Origin of the sequence: Pelosinus fermentans JBW45, assembly GCF_000271665.2 — a bacterium.
GTDB classification, from domain to species: domain Bacteria; phylum Bacillota; class Negativicutes; order DSM-13327; family DSM-13327; genus Pelosinus; species Pelosinus baikalensis.
Genome location: NZ_CP010978.1, coordinates 320,069 through 335,159 on the forward strand (window position 1 = coordinate 320,069; position 15,091 = coordinate 335,159).

Here is a 15,091-nt window from a genome sequence, read left to right on the forward strand (position 1 = left end):
CAGGGGATCGCTTCCACCAGAAATGGAATTACGTAAAGAAATCACTAGTTTAGAAGAACAATTGCAAATAGCTACGGAACAAGATAAGCCAGGCATAATTAAAGCAATTACTGAGCTCCGAGGGCCATTCCAAACTAGGTGTTGGTTTGAGATCGGGATTTTTTATTTTGGTTTAGAAATAAAAGTATATGCTAGCGAACTAAGAAAGGAGAGCGGGTGAAATGAAAGCACCTAATTATTTATCAAACATATGGAAAATCAAAGCAATCCGTATGTTCTCATGGATGCACTTTTTTGCCGCAGTTCTTGTTCCTTTTTACACGGAGTGGGCCAACTTAAAACTTTCACAAGTATTGTTCATAAATTCCTGGTTTATGTTTTGGAATTTCGTACTCGAAGTACCTACCGGTACTGTTGCTGATTTTTTAGGGCGGAAGATCTCGCTGGCAATGGGAGGTATTGCTGCAGTGATTGCGGCAGCAGTATATATCAGCAAACCCGATTTTTATACCTTTCTGGCTGCTGAATTCATTTTTGCTATCGCATACACCTTGCAGTCAGGCGCTGATGAAGCGCTGGCCTATGACAGCCTGAAAGCCTGTAATCAGGAAGAACAGTCCAAACGGATACTATCCAGCATGGAATCTTGCAAGCTGACAGGAATCATTATCGGAACAATTATCGGTGGTTTCATCGCCAAATTCGGCTATGATGCACCGATGCGCTATTACATGATTCCTGCATTTATTTCTTTTTTAATCGCTCTGTCGCTAAAGGAACCGCCTTTCAAGGAAAATAGTATGGGGCGGATCTCTTATTTTACCATCTTGAAAGAAGGCGGGAGTTATTTCCTTAAGAATAAAGTTCTTTTACTGCTTACTGCCGAACTAACACTAACAAACGCCTTAGCCTGGGGCATCATATGGCTTTTTCAGCCATTGCTTGCAAATGCAGGATTAGCTGTTACTTACTACGGCTTTATCCATGCCGGAGCATGCCTTGGACCAATCGTCTTGCTATCCAATGTAGATAAAATAGAAACTTTTATCGGGCCCAAACGTCTCCTGCTGTTATATGCTACAATTATTACAGGATGCTCCTTTATGTTATTAGCTTTTACAAATTATCTGCCGCTTGTTATTACAGGCATTATACTGGGATTTACTTTCTGCGTGCGCATACCTATATTTAGTTCATATATGAATAAATACATTCCTTCTGAAAAAAGGGCGACAATTCTATCACTAACGTCCATGTGCCGTACGATCTCAATTGTAGTGGTCAATCCAATTATAGGTTTTCTTGCCGATTGGTCAGTACAGTACACGATGTTGATTCTTGGTGCATTATTATTAATATCGGCTGCTTTTACCCGCATTGAGGAAAAGCATCTAATTGAATGAAGTGAAGTGGGAATTCCATAAGGCAGTTTCTTTTTAATTTACTTTTATTGGTACAATGGTTGGCAGGAGACGGAATGGAACAGGAAGAAAAATATTTACATAGCACTTTTGAGTCAGCTCAATATGGATGGGGAGGGTTAGAATGAATAGTGTATCTTTTTGCAGGAAATGGATGATGCCGGCTGTTTTGCTCATTATATTGTTAATTTCAGGGCAGGCGATGGCCGGGGAAGTGAGCGGGAATCAGGATGTTGTCCAATTACAAATAGTAAGTATCAATGATTTTCATGGTGCATTAACTGAAAGCGGCAAGAATCCGGGAGCTGCCAAACTGGTAGCCTATATTGAAAAAGTGAGGAAACTGAATCCGGAGGGAAGCATTTTATTAAGTGCCGGAGATATGTTTCAAGGCAGCCCGGATTCCAATCTTCTATATGGAAAAACGGTGGTTGATGTAATGAACTATGCAGAATTTGATGCTATGACTCTTGGCAATCATGAATTTGACTGGGGAATTGATGTGTTAAAACAGCGTATTCAGCAATCTGCTTTTCCGTATATTTGCGCCAATGTAATTGACAAGCGGACAGGAAAACCGGCCGATTTTGTAAAACCGTACAGCGTGATAGAACGCAAAGGTGTAAAAATCGGTATAATCGGCATTGCTACGCCGGAGACTGCTTATAAAACCAATCCGAAAATGATCGAAAATTACATTTTTGCAGATCCTGTCGCAACAGTCAAAAAGTTGGTTCCTATATTAAAAAAGCAAGGTGTACAAATCATCATAGCTTTGACTCATCTTGGCAGTGAAATGGATAGTCAGGGAAACATTCATGGAGACGCCGCTCAGCTGGCGCAGGAGGTGGATGGGTTGGATGCCGTTATCTCAGGGCATTCCCATCAGGAGGTATTTGGTCAAGTGCGTGGTGTGCCGGTGGTGCAAGCGTATTATAATGGCCGGGCAGCAGGGAAGATTGATATTACCTATAATATGAGAACTAAAAAAGTTGAAACTGCTGTTTCCAGTGTTATGCCACTTTCTTCTATGGATCAGCTGCCGGACCAACAAGTAAAGGCGATTATTGAGGAAGCACAAAAGGAAATAGCGCCAGTCAAAAATATTGTGGTAGGTCATACTCTGCATGCGTTGTCCCATGACCGCAATGAAATGGCACAAACGCCTCTAGGGCAGTGGGTAACAGATACGTTAAGACAGGCGGCAGGCGCGGATATTGCTTTTCAGAATACCGGAGGACTGCGTACCGGGATTGCGCCCGGAGACATTACCATGGGTAATCTTTATGAGGTTATACCCTTTGACAATACATTGTTCACGGTAGAAATGACCGGTACACAGATTATGCAAGTCCTGGAATACGGGATAGGAAATAAAAAAATAGGTATGTTGCAGTATTCGGGTATAAAAGTAGCCTATGAAGCTCTTTCTCCGGCAGGGATACGCCTTTCCGCTATTTCAACAGTAGACGGTACTTTGCTGCAATCCGAGAAAAAATACAAAGTTGTCATCAATGATTTCATGGCTGCAGGCGGTGACGGATTTACCATGTTCCGGGAAGGGACAAATCTTTATGATACGGGCATTCCTGTCAGGGATATTATTGCTGAGGCTCTACGCAAGCAGCAGATCATTGACTTTTCGTCAGATGACCGATGGCAGGCTGTGCCTGCCGGTGAGCTTCACGATGCTGCCTGAACCCATGTCCTATATTTCGAGGAGAATAGAAAATGTAAAATTGTATGTTGGATGATTTAATTGAATCAGTTTAAAAGCAAAATCTTCACGTCCTAAATGTGGTCGTAAGAAGAGGTGGAGATATAATTGCTGAACATGATTTTGAAGAACAAAAAACAACCCTTCTATTGTCTGTAAGCAAGACATTTACATCTATGGGAATCGGTATTGCAGAAAACGAGGGATATTTTAGGCTGAATGACAAAATTGCAGATTATTTTGCAGATGATTCGTCCTCCGCTTCTTTTTTGGGTACGAAGACATGCAATTTATATTGCTGCGATTACATCAGAAAGTATGAAAATAAATAGAAGTGATATTTCTTCATCACAAGAGTATCACTTCTTTTTTCAATTTATTTATAACGTTCTACATAATTTTCTAAGTTTCTGGCGCCTTTATTAATTTCTTCTAAATTTGCAGCTATTTCTTGTGTGGCTGCTGCCTGTTCCTGGCTAACAGAGCTAGTAACCTCAATTGATTTATAGATATCAGAAACAGCTTTACTCATTTCTTGCAATGTTGTCTGTATCTTCTTTGTTGCTTCCTGAGACTGATCAGCAAGCTTTCTAACTTCCTCAGCTACAACTGCGAATCCTCTGCCTTGTTCTCCGGCTCTGGCTGCTTCAATTGCTGCATTTAGTCCAAGAAGATTGGTTTGCTGTGCTATAGTTCGTATGAAACTAATAACCTGGACTGTTTCTTGGTTTCGTTTAATCAGGTCTCCTGCCAGTTGAATTGCTTTTTGCCCCGCACTTGCCAGTTCACTTGCACTTTGGGCAACTTGCTCAACACTAATGGATGCTTGTCCTGTTGAATTAGCTAACTTTTCAACGGTATCCACTAACTTAAGACTATCGTTTAAATCTATACCAGAGCTTAGAGTTCCAATAATCTCTTTGTCTACGCCATAAATAGGAGTGAAAATAGTTTTTATAGTGCGACCATACACTTCAGGAGGAATATCTGCAAAGGTTTCTTTACCTGTGTTAATACAATCTTCGATAGTACCAATTCCTTTAATTGGCTTGCCAACAGGTAAATCAAGTTCAAATTCTTTTGCACGGTGGTAGGATAAATATTCCGTTTGGCTTGTCAAGCCAACAGCCATATCCTCTCGGACAATTTTGTTTAAGTAAGGAAGAACTATTTTAAAAGCCTCAAGTATTTCCTGGTTCGTACGTTCCATATTACTACCTCCTAAAAATATCATAGTTATAATTCTATATCGAAAGTACAATACCTGTTAAAAAAGTGATAAAATATATCGAAAAATGTAAAAAAAACTCGAATGATAATAGTTATCGAAATTAATATCTCTGCAGAAAGGTGTAAGGGATTTTTCCAGCCCAAAGAGTTCATGTGCTGCGTTTTGTTGGGGTTGGGAAAACGATTAGACTGTGTAATATACCTAAAAATAATGTATATAATGTAAAAATTTAGCAGGATTTAGCTTTACTTAAGAGAAGATACTCATTAATCTACCTTGTTAGTGATTTATGTGTATCTTCTTTTAAAATTTGACATAGCGATGAAATATGGATGGTTTAAAGAGTATATCTATAATAGGGACAAACAAATCTGCCCCTTTGTCCCTAGAATATAGTTCATGATGAACATAAAGTATCCTAGATTCCATAAAAAAGTCACAATATTCATACTTTAATTATATTGGAAGTAAATTACTTCCTCTATTAGGAATAAATATAAAGGTAATGATGTTGTACATATACAAGAAAAGGAAAAGGGAGGCAGCTTATTATGGTAAAAATAGTAATCTTCTTAGCCTGGATGTGTAGTACCTTTGGTTTCATGACGTACATGATCTTTCGTAGGTATAAGAATACGTTGCATGGGAAACCGGAAAACAGGTATGACCGGATAGGTGATCGCCTAAAATATTTCTTGACAAATGTCGTCGGTCAGGACAAGGTGATGCAGGATCCGATTTCTGGTTTGTCCCACGTTATGATCATGTGGGGGTTTATAGTGCTCGGTTTTGGTGCGCTCAACTTGGCGTTCGAAGGGTTGCTCGGCATCCCGGTGCCGTTCATTGGCGATAATCCGATTTTTATCGGGTTGAAGGAACTGTTTCTGCTGTTGGTTTATATCGGTGTTATCGTGGCGGTGCTGCGGCGAACGGTGCTGAAGCCGGATCGCATAGAGAATTCTGCCGAAGCATTTATCATTCTTGGCTTGATCAGTCTTATTGTCACCGGAGATCTTTTGTATAACGGCGCCAATTTTGCCCTTGGAGAGAATACTGGTATCCGTGATGCCGCCTTTTTTGCCAATTTCGTATCAGGACTGCTGGTCGGAAATTCGCCTGAATCCCTCCACCGATTGGCAACCGTGGCTTGGTGGATACATTTTCTGGCAATGGGCTTGATGGGCGTACTGATTCCCGGCTCCAAGCATCTGCACCTGGCGTTTGCACCGGCCAATGCGATCTGGCATACTTTACGCCCCTCAGGCTCCTTGACAACGGTTGATTTCGAGGACGAGACAGCGGAATCCTTTGGTGTGAACAAATTGGAAGAATTTACATGGAAACAACTTTTCGATACCTACACCTGTGTACGTTGCGGCAGGTGTACGGAACAATGCCCGGCCTTCCAGACAGGCAAGGCCCTGGATCCTCGTGCGCTGCATGTTGAGCTGCGGGCCCATATGGAAGAGAAAATACCACTGCTGGAAAAATTGAAAGCTTCCGGTGACCAGAAACCTGAATTTACTGAAGCCCAGCAGGCAGTTCTCGACAAGATGATTATTGAAGGTGTGTTTTCCGAAGAATTTATCTGGTCCTGTACGACCTGCCGCGCTTGTGAACAGGCTTGCCCTGTTTCCAATGAACATGTGCAGAAAATTATTGATTTGCGCCGCTACATGGTGATGACCGAAGCTAAAATGCCGAAAGATGTGCAGAATGTCTTAAACTGCTATAAGAGCGGCAATCCATGGAAGCTTCCTCGTGGCAGCCGTGGCGACTGGATGAAAGGCCTGGATGTTCCCGCCTGGTCAAAAGAGGCCGAATATCTACTATATGTAGGGTGTGCTGGTGCTTATGACGAACGAGCTAAACAGGTCAGCACTGCATTAGTAAAGGTACTGCAAGCAGCGGGGGTAAACTTCGGCGTCCTTGGTAGCGATGAACCGTGCTGTGGCGAGACGATTCGCCGGATGGGAAATGAGTATGAGTTTCAGTCATTGGCCGAAGGGAATGTGGAATTGTTCAAAACTTTGAGCGTTAAGAAAATCATTACTCTCTGCCCTCACTGTTTTAACTCGCTCAGAAACGATTATCCTGATTTTGGTGGTGAATTTGAAGTTATCCATCACTCCGAGTTGCTCGCAGAACTTATCAGGTCCGGAAAAATTAAGGCTAACGGCTCATTTAGCGCTAAGGTTGTCTATCATGATGCCTGCTATCTCGGACGTCACAACGATGTGTTTGATGCGCCCCGTACTGTCCTCCAGGCAGTGCCTGGGATAAGTCTGACCGAGATGGGACGGAACAGAAAGAATGCCTTCTGTTGCGGCGCTGGTGGCGGTCGCAATTGGATGGAAGAAGAAACTGGCCATGGTCGGCAGCGTATCAATGAAGTTCGGGCGAAAGAAGCTTTGGAGACAGGGGCTGAGGTAATTGCTACGGCCTGTCCGTATTGCCTGACGATGATTCTGGATGGCACTAAGGCTGATAACGCCAAAGAGCAGAGTCGTACACTGGATATTGCAGAAATTCTCGCCCATTCTCTCGAAGGGAGTTTAAAAAAGTAAAAACCAAAGAGCGTTAATCAATAAATACCTAGTGAAAAAAACTCGTGCAAGTAATCAGTCCTTGCACGAGTTTATATATTAATAGTAAATAAAATAAGAATAGGATGATCTTTTTAAAACAAAAAGTTTTATCTTTTATACTTAACATTATAGATAATTTCTTCGATATGTAAAGTGATGGGTATATTTCCCAATGTATAGGGAGGGAATTTATAATGTCTATTAATGGAAGCCTAATTAGTACTTTATTAAATATCAATTCTAATAATGCGTTAAATTCATTAGAAAAATGCAGAGATGACATAATAAAGAAGTTACAATCTAAAACTGGTAACAATGGAAACGGCGATGCTAATAATCTTCATATAGATAGAAAAGAAACGTTTGTAGCCTTACAAGGAGTTACGAAACAAATACAGCAAATTCAATATGAGAAGACGGCACGAAAGCTAAAAGACGAGTGGTATAAAAACGAATCATCTCCAGCTAAAAGTCCTAGTAAACGCGCGAAAATTAGAAGAGAACATGAATCATATCTTTTTAACGCCAGCATGGGAAAATTGTTTTTAGCCAAGGCAGGCATATCGGTAGATGAAAATGTTAAAGAGGCAAAAGAACTGGGAATTGAAGCTGCTGAAGTGGAACGAAAAAGAAAGAAAGATGAAATGGATGCAGATACGACAACCGATAGCGGCAAAAGTAATACAGTGAAAGTAGTAAGTGCTGTAAAAAAACGCGAGAAGAAACTATCTTTGAATATATTAGCATGATGATAAATCAATCAATCACAAAGAAGACAAAGCGTTACTTCTGTATATAAAAAAAAAGCGAGGAAAATTTACAAGATTTAGTATTTATTAAAGAGAAGATACCTATAATTTACCACATTGGTAAATTTATGGGTATCTTCTCTTTAGATGTGATATAAACGTGAAATTAAGACAATTTAAAGCTAGTGTCTTTATTTGGACAACTAACCTGTCTCCGTGTCCTATAATTTTCAAGTTTTAACTGATAATTTTGCTATTTTTAAAGCGCTCTCCATGCTTTTAGTTGATGCTATAAACCCTGCTTTGTGACAAAATATAGCATCATCTATTTTAATTATAGAATTTATTTCTTCACTTGATTTTCCTCTAATGGATTCTAATATATCTTTCCTTGCTTCGAAAGTATCGACGGTTTTCTTTACAGTCTGAATCTTATATTCTGTATTATTATCATTATCATCTGGAGAAATAACGAATAATACCTCATTATTTAAATCTATTTTAAGCAACTGTTGGAGCCAAGGGCAACCGGTTTTTAAAACCATTATTTCATTAATATTTCTATTTTGAAAGGCTTCATTTACTATAATCCTTGCTTTTATAACAGAAACTTGTCTACTTATTATTCTTTTTATAACCTCAGTAGCATATTGAACAGCTTCTTCAAACGCCTCATCTATGGAATCATTTGAATCCCATGTAGGATTAAAACTTTGGATAATATCACTTATTGAAGTTACTTTAATTTCTGATTTTATGTCTATGCCATTATCTGTAGCGTCAATCCCCTGCACTAAATTTTTATCAACATAATCAAAAATCGAGATTATATCATTTTCTTCAAGTTGAGAATTAAACTTTTGTATTATTCTTGAGCCAAATTCTCTCCAGACTAAACCACAAGCAGCATATGGAATATTATTTTCTCTTATTTCTTTATTTAGTTGGTGATGGTCGAATTCTCCCAAGGATATGTCATAAACAAAATCTAGTTTTCTAAGTATATTTTCATCTCTTGTTCTTGTTACCTTTATATCTCCTAGCAGTAACCTAAGTATAGCGGTAGCCATAACATCGTCTGCATGAAATTTCCCGCTATGTGTCCCTAAAGTTTTAATATTCTTTTCATTAATCATCATTTACCCTTTCATATTCGAATTAATTATTACTATTCAATATTTATATTATAAATATAGTATAGCATTGTTTGGGCAAATTCTATTCAATAATATGAATCATTCAAGAAAGAGAAGCCAATCATTATCCACTTTATTTAGTAGATTTATGAGTGGCTTCTCTCAGGTGATGTAGCTTACGGATTTTCCTTTTCTAAATTTAATTATTATTCAATGTCAGTATTTTGCTATAATGTTAGTCTTAAAGCTAGCAGGTATAGAAATATTTTTCGATCTGTCCGGGCATATGGGGCCTGTATTCTGTCGTTAACTTGCACTATATTGACCATATTTTTTCGGAGATATGCCAACTGCTTTTGTAAACGATTTTAAGAAGTTGCTATAATCATTAAAGCCACACTTTTCACAAACTTCGCTGACTCCTAAACCCATAGTTAATAAAGTTTTTGCTATGGTAATACGGCGGGCATTAATGTATTTGTTAATAGTGGTGCCTGTAGTTGCCTTGAAAATTCTGCATATATAAGAGGTACTGATGTAGAACTGCTCTGCCAGATGTTCTACAGTAATCGCCTCAGTAATATGCTGGTTGATGTAGGTAAGGATTTCTTGTACCTGTTGATTGTACTGGAAGTTGGAATCCGCTATTTCCAAGCTATGGTTATTTATAAATAAACTATTGATCATAACCATCATTTCCATAAAAGCTACCCGATCGAGTATATCACTTCCAAACTCATTTAATGTAGTTATTTTGCCAATAAAATAAAGAAAGCGGTACTGCTGCTTTTTGTTTAATGAAATGCGATGATTGAATACCTGATTACGCTCGGTAAAACAATAGCTAAGATCTGTTTTTATAGTCGAAATTTCCTTTAAGAAATCAGGATATATAGAAATAATAATACGTTCATGAACCATATTATTAATTTGTGTTAAATAATGACTCTCAAATTGATTGATAATAAATAAATCTCCAAGATTAATATCATAAAAACGATTATCGATAAGAAACTGTTTTCCACCTGAAATGGAATAATATATTTCATAACAATCATGGATATGAATATCCATTGTTTTTTCTTCTTTGTGCAAATGTGCTATTGCATAGTATTTGTTTTTCAGACATTCCGAGATTGCTGCCTTACATGATGTGAATTTTTCCATATTACCACATATCCTTTCCTATGTAATTATAATTGGCATGTTCAAGATATGCAAGATTTATAAGAAAATATGACAAGATTATGAAATATTAGTATGATATACTGCTTGCATAGGTAAGATAACAGAAATATGGCAGTAGGGGATCTAAAATAACAAGGAGGTAAAAATGAATGGGTATTATGAAAAAGTTTTCGCTGGAAGGAAAAGTTGCATTAGTAACTGGCGGATCTTATGGAATTGGCTTTGCTATTGGCAGTGCTTATGCTGAGGCCGGTGCAACTATTGTTTTTAATGACATAAATCAAGAGTTGGTGGATAAAGGAATCAAAGCTTATAAAGAAGCTGGAATCAATGCTTTTGGATATATATCTGACGTAACAAAGGAAGATGAAATACAATCCATGGTAGCTAAAGTAGAACAAGAGGTTGGTATCATTGATATTCTTGTAAATAACGCTGGTATTATTAAACGTATTCCTATGATTGAAATGACAGCGGCAGAATTCCGTCAGGTAATCGATATCGATTTAAATGGACCATTTATCGTAGCAAAAGCAGTCATTCCTGGAATGATTAAAAAAGGACATGGAAAAATTATTAACATCTGTTCTATGATGAGTGAACTTGGACGTGAAACAGTATCTGCTTATGCGGCCGCTAAAGGCGGATTGAAGATGCTGACAAGAAATATTGCATCAGAATATGGACAGTTTAATATCCAGTGTAACGGTCTTGGACCTGGTTATATTGCAACCCCACAAACAGCACCCCTGAGAGAAGAAGGACATCCATTCAATAGCTTTATTATTGCAAAAACGCCGGCTGCTCGCTGGGGAACACCTGAAGATTTACAGAGCCCTGCAGTATTCTTAGCATCAGAGGCTTCCGATTTTGTAAACGGACATATCCTTTATGTAGATGGAGGCATCTTAGCTTACATCGGAAAACAGCCTTAACGTTAGAATTTATTATAGGAGGCGTGAAAAAATGAAAATAGCATTAATCAATGAAAATAGCCAAGCCGCTAAAAATGAAATGATTTGTTCCGCTTTGAAAAAAGTGGTAGAACCGATGGGACATGAAGTATTCAATTACGGAATGTATAGTGCAGATGATAAGCAGCAATTGACTTATGTACAGAATGGAATTCTGGCAGCTATATTGTTAAACGCAAAAGCGGCAGATTATATTATAACAGGATGCGGTACTGGAGAAGGTGCTATGCTAGCCTGCAACGTCTTTCCAGGAGTGTTATGCGGACACATAGTAGATCCATCCGATGCCTATATGTTTGCTCAAATCAATGATGGAAATGCAATTGCTTTACCATTCGCAAAAGGATTTGGCTGGGGGGCTGAGTTAAACCTTCAATATATTTTTGAGAAATTATTTCTAGGCGAAAGCGGACAGGGCTATCCAAAAGATAGAGTAATCCCAGAACAACGCAACAAGAAAATTTTAGATGAAGTTAAAAAAGTAACTCATCAAGATATGATGACTATTTTAAGAAATATTGATCAAGAGTTATTAAAAGGTGCAGTAAGTGGAGAACGATTCCAAGAATACTTCTTTGCAAATTGCAAAAATGACGAAATTGCAGACTATATCAAGCATGTATTAGCTTAACTATTAAACAAGTAAACAGGCACAAAACGTACCGATCACACATATTGGGATTGTGAGATGTATTTCTGGAAAATAATTAAATATACATAAATATGGTAAATTTATAGTTATGCCCTAAAGTTCAGAACCTAATGAACTTTAGGGCATTTGTTGTTTGGAAGCACTCGAAGTTTAATCGTTGCACTGTGCAGGCGCTCAGGACTTTCCGGATGGCTATAAAATGATATCTTGTCTTTTGTCAATTTGGTGGAGGTAATAGCCCCGGCGCATGTGCGCAATATCATCATACAGCAATACAAGAAATGTTGAAAATTTATAAACCGTGATTGAATATGACATACTGTTGTCTTATTGCCTTCTGTACAATAAAGAAAAACAGGAGGTGATATAAAAATGACTATGGATTTTATTCAAGTCGATCAGGACAAGTGTACGCGCTGCGGCATCTGTGCGGCCGTTTGCCCGGGTATCATTAGCATGGGAGCTCATGGGCCACAGGCAATCCGCAATCTTTGCGTAAGCTGTGGTCAATGCGTGGCGGCTTGCCCGCAGGGCGCGCTTGATAATCGGAATGCACCGCTGGCTAATCAGGTAGTACCGAAACGTACCATAGACATGGATGAAGAGACCGCAGCCTATTTTTTGAGTTCCCGCCGTTCCATTCGCAACTATCTAGAGAGGCCTGTACCCCGGTCTGAACTAAAAAAGATTCTCAATATTGCCAGGTTGGCTCCCTCGGCTTGCAATTCGCAGGGTGTTGCTTACCATGTGGTGGATCATCCGGATACATTGCGGCAAATTACAGCCGCAGTGATAAACTGGACAGAAAGTGAATTAAACCGTCCTTCCGAAATGGCGGCATCCAAATATGCCCGCAATACGTCCATGATGGTGGACATCTACCGCCGGAACGGCGAGGATGTTGTCCTGCGTTCAGCGCCAAGTTTAATCATAGCCATTGCGGATAAGGAGTCCTATGCTTCTGCCCGGGATAACACGTATATTGCATTTGCCTATACCCAGTTGTTTGCAACGGCAATCGGCCTGGGAACGTGCTGGGCCGGGCTCTTTGAATATTGTGCCGCTTCCGGTTATGAGCCGATTCTTACTCTGTTGAATCTGCCGCCAGATAAGATCGTGACCAGCGCCATGATGGTGGGCTATCCACAATATACCTACCAACGTCTGGTGGGCAGAAATCCGTTGCAGGTTACCTGGCAATAGCTATGCGAATAAAACCGATTTAGGGAGAGAAAACTATTCAAAGTTGGGGCAGTTTTCCTAATTTTCAACGAGCTAAGAAAGGAAGATGTAATTATGGCTAATAGATTAATAGATAAAAATGAATTTGATGGCAAGCGAGTTTTAGTTACAGGTGGAACAAAAGGTATGGGAGAAGCAATTGTTAAACGCCTTGCCCGTGCCGGTGCGACGGTTATTACTACGGCACGTACTGTTCCGAGCGATCTTGAAGCATCAGTTCAGTTTATTCAAGCAGATGTCAGCAAACCTGATGGGATAGAAACAGTAGTTAATGGAGTACTTGAACGCCTCGGTGGTATAGATATTTTAGTAAATAATGTTGGTGGATCTTCTACTTCAGCGGGTGGAGCTCTGGTCATGAGTGATGATGACTGGAAGCAAGTATTTGATGCTAATTTGTTTTCTGCTGTTCGCCTAGACCGGGCACTTTTACCAGCAATGATTAAGAATGGCTTTGGGGTTATTGTTCACATGACATCTATTCGTCGTCGCTTCCCGGCAACGGAAACTTTGGTATACTCAGCAGCAAAAGCTGCTTTAGCAAACTATAGCAAAGGACTGGCAAATCAGGTGGCGCCTTATGGAGTACGTGTCAATACTGTGGCTCCAGGGTTTATAGAAACCAAAGCAGCGGAGCGGCTTATTCAACGCTTAGCGGATCATTCCGGTACGAATTATGACAGTGCAAAACAGGAAATGATGCATTCGCTTGGCGATATTCCTCTTGGCCGGCCAGGGCATCCCGAAGAAGTTGCCGAATTAGTTGCTTTCTTGGTATCCGATCGAGCTTCCTATATTACTGGATGCGAGCATGTCATTGATGGTGGAACACTGCGAACAATATAGTTAACTGTCAGGTGGAAAAATGCGAGTACAAAATAAGCAAACAAAAGGAGAAGAAAGTATGATGATCAAATTACCGTCGATTATTGAAGCGTTTGTTCAGGGGAAGAATAATCACGATAGTGAGGCCGTGGTTGCTTGTTTTACAAATGATGCGGTTGTTCATGACGAGGGGCAGGAATTTCGCGGGACAGCCGCTATCCAAAAGTGGCTTGATGCCAGTATTGCAAAGTACAAATTTACATTGAATGCGAAAAAGCTTGTTGATATTGACGAAGAAACGGTTCTTACCGCCGAAGTTTCTGGTGACTTTGAAGGAAGTCCCGTTCCGCTTGACTTTCATTTTACAATTAGGGAAGGCAAAATCGACAGGTTAAGTATTTTGTTGGCCGGCAAATAGTTTAGAGAACAAATTTCAGTACACGGTTCTTATCTAGCAACTCTTCATAAATAAAAATATCTTGAAGCTTGTAACGACTCATGGAATTCGACCGCAAATCGGCGAAGTTCTGCCTATGGAGCAAGCGGAAAAATGTAAAAATATTAAAGGATTTAGCCTTTATAAAGAGAAGCTACCCATATGAACTTAGTTAGTAAATTATGGGCAGCTTCTCTTTTAGTTAATTGACATCCCGATAAAAAGAACCTGTTCCCGTGTCCCTTCGAATACTCTGAGGAGGTTAGTCGGATTAAGAAGTTACAAACACACTTGAAGATTTTATCACCAGATATCCCGAGAGAATTATCCGAAGTTACATTTCCAGTTAGAAAGATTTGTGATGAGGACTATTTCGAAATGGGAATAATCAGTAATTGTATAATTGAGAATGAAGTGGCAACGCATGTGTTTTTTGATAAGTTCATATTTAAAAATGTTGTCTTCCAAAAAGTTAATTTTAGCGGATTAGAACTGACCGATGTTATTTTTGAAAAGTGTGATTTATCAAATATAGACTTTAATGAAGCCAATATGCATCAAGTCGAAATGAGAAATTGCAAAATTGTAGGAATAAATTTAATGGGAGCAACATTGCGCAATGTGTTATTTGATAACTGCTATGGGGATTACGCTAACTTTCGTAATGTAAATTGCAAACAGGTGAAGTTTCATAACAGTTCATTAGCCAATGCAGATTTTTATACATCGACATTACTCAAAGTGCATTTTTCTAATTCAAGTTTAGAACAGATACAGCTATCGGGTACTAAGTTGGCAGGCATTGATTTAAGTAGCTGTGAGTTTAGACAGATTGGTGTTACCATCGAAGATGTGCAAGGGTGTATCGTTTCTCCACAACAAGCAGTTGGCTTCTCAAAACTATTTGGCTTGATTATCAACGAATAAATTGA

At 39.2% G+C, this 15,091-nt stretch carries 15 protein-coding genes; 12 read left to right on the plus strand and 3 right to left on the minus strand.

Translation table 11 applies throughout. The annotated features are described in order from the left end of the window. Nucleotides 1-22 precede the first annotated feature (22 nt). The 4 genes from JBW_RS01225 to JBW_RS24360 all read left to right on the plus strand — a co-directional run bounded on the left by JBW_RS01225 (nt 23) and on the right by JBW_RS24360 (nt 3,470). Nucleotides 23-220 carry a hypothetical protein gene (locus tag JBW_RS01225; RefSeq protein WP_036682110.1) on the plus strand — a complete coding sequence of 66 codons (198 nt, stop codon included), beginning with the start codon at nt 23-25 and terminating at the stop codon, nt 218-220. A 1-nt stretch (nt 221) separates the two neighbouring features. Continuing rightward, entirely contained in the window at nt 222-1,403 is a 1,182-nt protein-coding gene (locus JBW_RS01230) for an MFS transporter (RefSeq protein WP_007961234.1), read from the plus strand. 142 nt (nt 1,404-1,545) lie between these two features. Beyond that, entirely contained in the window at nt 1,546-3,120 is a 1,575-nt protein-coding gene (locus JBW_RS01235; RefSeq protein ID WP_007961236.1) for a bifunctional metallophosphatase/5'-nucleotidase, read from the plus strand. Nucleotides 3,121-3,218: 98 nt separating this feature from the next. Further along, nucleotides 3,219-3,470, plus strand: coding sequence for a serine hydrolase (locus JBW_RS24360; RefSeq protein WP_200897003.1), 252 nt, complete (start codon nt 3,219-3,221; stop codon nt 3,468-3,470). A gap of 44 nt (nt 3,471-3,514) precedes the next feature. On the opposite strand, the gene JBW_RS25920 is transcribed toward JBW_RS24360, so the two are convergent. Further along, on the minus strand, nt 3,515-4,348 hold the full coding sequence (locus tag JBW_RS25920) for a methyl-accepting chemotaxis protein (RefSeq protein WP_007961239.1): 834 nt from the start codon (nt 4,346-4,348) through the stop codon (nt 3,515-3,517). A 572-nt stretch (nt 4,349-4,920) separates the two neighbouring features. On the opposite strand from JBW_RS25920, the gene JBW_RS01245 reads away from it, so the two are divergent. Both JBW_RS01245 and JBW_RS01250 read left to right on the plus strand, forming a co-directional pair. Continuing rightward, on the plus strand, nt 4,921-6,936 hold the full coding sequence (locus tag JBW_RS01245) for a (Fe-S)-binding protein (protein ID WP_007961242.1): 2,016 nt from the start codon (nt 4,921-4,923) through the stop codon (nt 6,934-6,936). 215 nt (nt 6,937-7,151) lie between these two features. Then, on the plus strand, nt 7,152-7,706 hold the full coding sequence (locus tag JBW_RS01250; protein WP_007961244.1) for a hypothetical protein: 555 nt from the start codon (nt 7,152-7,154) through the stop codon (nt 7,704-7,706). 230 nt (nt 7,707-7,936) lie between these two features. Here JBW_RS01250 and JBW_RS01255 read toward each other — a convergent pair whose 3' ends face one another. After that, nucleotides 7,937-8,845, minus strand: a complete 909-nt coding sequence (locus tag JBW_RS01255; RefSeq protein WP_235334110.1) for an MYG1 family protein — start codon at nt 8,843-8,845, stop codon at nt 7,937-7,939. 303 nt (nt 8,846-9,148) lie between these two features. After that, the gene (locus tag JBW_RS01260) at nt 9,149-9,916 is read right to left on the minus strand and encodes an AraC family transcriptional regulator (RefSeq protein WP_200897004.1); all 768 of its coding nucleotides are present in this window, start codon (nt 9,914-9,916) and stop codon (nt 9,149-9,151) included. 263 nt (nt 9,917-10,179) lie between these two features. Here JBW_RS01260 and JBW_RS01265 point away from each other — a divergent pair, with 263 nt between their 5' ends. The 6 genes from JBW_RS01265 (at nt 10,180) to JBW_RS01290 (ending at nt 15,086) form a co-directional block, all read left to right on the plus strand. Further along, complete coding sequence (locus JBW_RS01265; RefSeq protein WP_007961253.1) at nt 10,180-10,965, plus strand: gluconate 5-dehydrogenase; 786 nt, start codon at nt 10,180-10,182, stop codon at nt 10,963-10,965. Between the two features lie 31 nt (nt 10,966-10,996). Beyond that, entirely contained in the window at nt 10,997-11,635 is a 639-nt protein-coding gene (locus JBW_RS01270) for an RpiB/LacA/LacB family sugar-phosphate isomerase (RefSeq protein WP_007961254.1), read from the plus strand. Between the two features lie 393 nt (nt 11,636-12,028). After that, on the plus strand, nt 12,029-12,859 hold the full coding sequence (locus JBW_RS01275; RefSeq protein ID WP_007961256.1) for a nitroreductase family protein: 831 nt from the start codon (nt 12,029-12,031) through the stop codon (nt 12,857-12,859). Between the two features lie 93 nt (nt 12,860-12,952). Further along, the gene (locus JBW_RS01280; protein WP_007961260.1) at nt 12,953-13,744 is read left to right on the plus strand and encodes an SDR family oxidoreductase; all 792 of its coding nucleotides are present in this window, start codon (nt 12,953-12,955) and stop codon (nt 13,742-13,744) included. 58 nt (nt 13,745-13,802) lie between these two features. Then, nucleotides 13,803-14,141: a nuclear transport factor 2 family protein gene (locus tag JBW_RS01285; RefSeq protein ID WP_007961261.1), complete on the plus strand. Its 339-nt coding sequence runs from the start codon at nt 13,803-13,805 to the stop codon at nt 14,139-14,141. Nucleotides 14,142-14,450: 309 nt separating this feature from the next. Next, complete coding sequence (locus tag JBW_RS01290) at nt 14,451-15,086, plus strand: pentapeptide repeat-containing protein (RefSeq protein ID WP_200897005.1); 636 nt, start codon at nt 14,451-14,453, stop codon at nt 15,084-15,086. Nucleotides 15,087-15,091 lie beyond the last annotated feature (5 nt).

Bases quoted from the DNA above. Each gene is read 5' to 3' on its own strand.
- JBW_RS25920 (WP_007961239.1), bottom strand. From the start codon at position 4,348: ATGGAACGTACGAACCAGGAAATACTTGAGGCTTTTAAAATAGTTCTT.
- JBW_RS01245 (WP_007961242.1), top strand. From the start codon at position 4,921: ATGGTAAAAATAGTAATCTTCTTAGCCTGGATGTGTAGTACCTTTGGT.
- JBW_RS01265 (WP_007961253.1), top strand. From the start codon at position 10,180: ATGGGTATTATGAAAAAGTTTTCGCTGGAAGGAAAAGTTGCATTAGTA.
- JBW_RS01235 (WP_007961236.1), top strand. From the start codon at position 1,546: ATGAATAGTGTATCTTTTTGCAGGAAATGGATGATGCCGGCTGTTTTG.
- JBW_RS01270 (WP_007961254.1), top strand. From the start codon at position 10,997: ATGAAAATAGCATTAATCAATGAAAATAGCCAAGCCGCTAAAAATGAA.
- JBW_RS01260 (WP_200897004.1), bottom strand. From the start codon at position 9,916: ATGGATATTCATATCCATGATTGTTATGAAATATATTATTCCATTTCA.
- JBW_RS01275 (WP_007961256.1), top strand. From the start codon at position 12,029: ATGACTATGGATTTTATTCAAGTCGATCAGGACAAGTGTACGCGCTGC.
- JBW_RS01225 (WP_036682110.1), top strand. From the start codon at position 23: ATGGAATTACGTAAAGAAATCACTAGTTTAGAAGAACAATTGCAAATA.
- JBW_RS01255 (WP_235334110.1), bottom strand. From the start codon at position 8,845: ATGATGATTAATGAAAAGAATATTAAAACTTTAGGGACACATAGCGGG.
- JBW_RS01280 (WP_007961260.1), top strand. From the start codon at position 12,953: ATGGCTAATAGATTAATAGATAAAAATGAATTTGATGGCAAGCGAGTT.
- JBW_RS01285 (WP_007961261.1), top strand. From the start codon at position 13,803: ATGATGATCAAATTACCGTCGATTATTGAAGCGTTTGTTCAGGGGAAG.
- JBW_RS01250 (WP_007961244.1), top strand. From the start codon at position 7,152: ATGTCTATTAATGGAAGCCTAATTAGTACTTTATTAAATATCAATTCT.
- JBW_RS01230 (WP_007961234.1), top strand. From the start codon at position 222: ATGAAAGCACCTAATTATTTATCAAACATATGGAAAATCAAAGCAATC.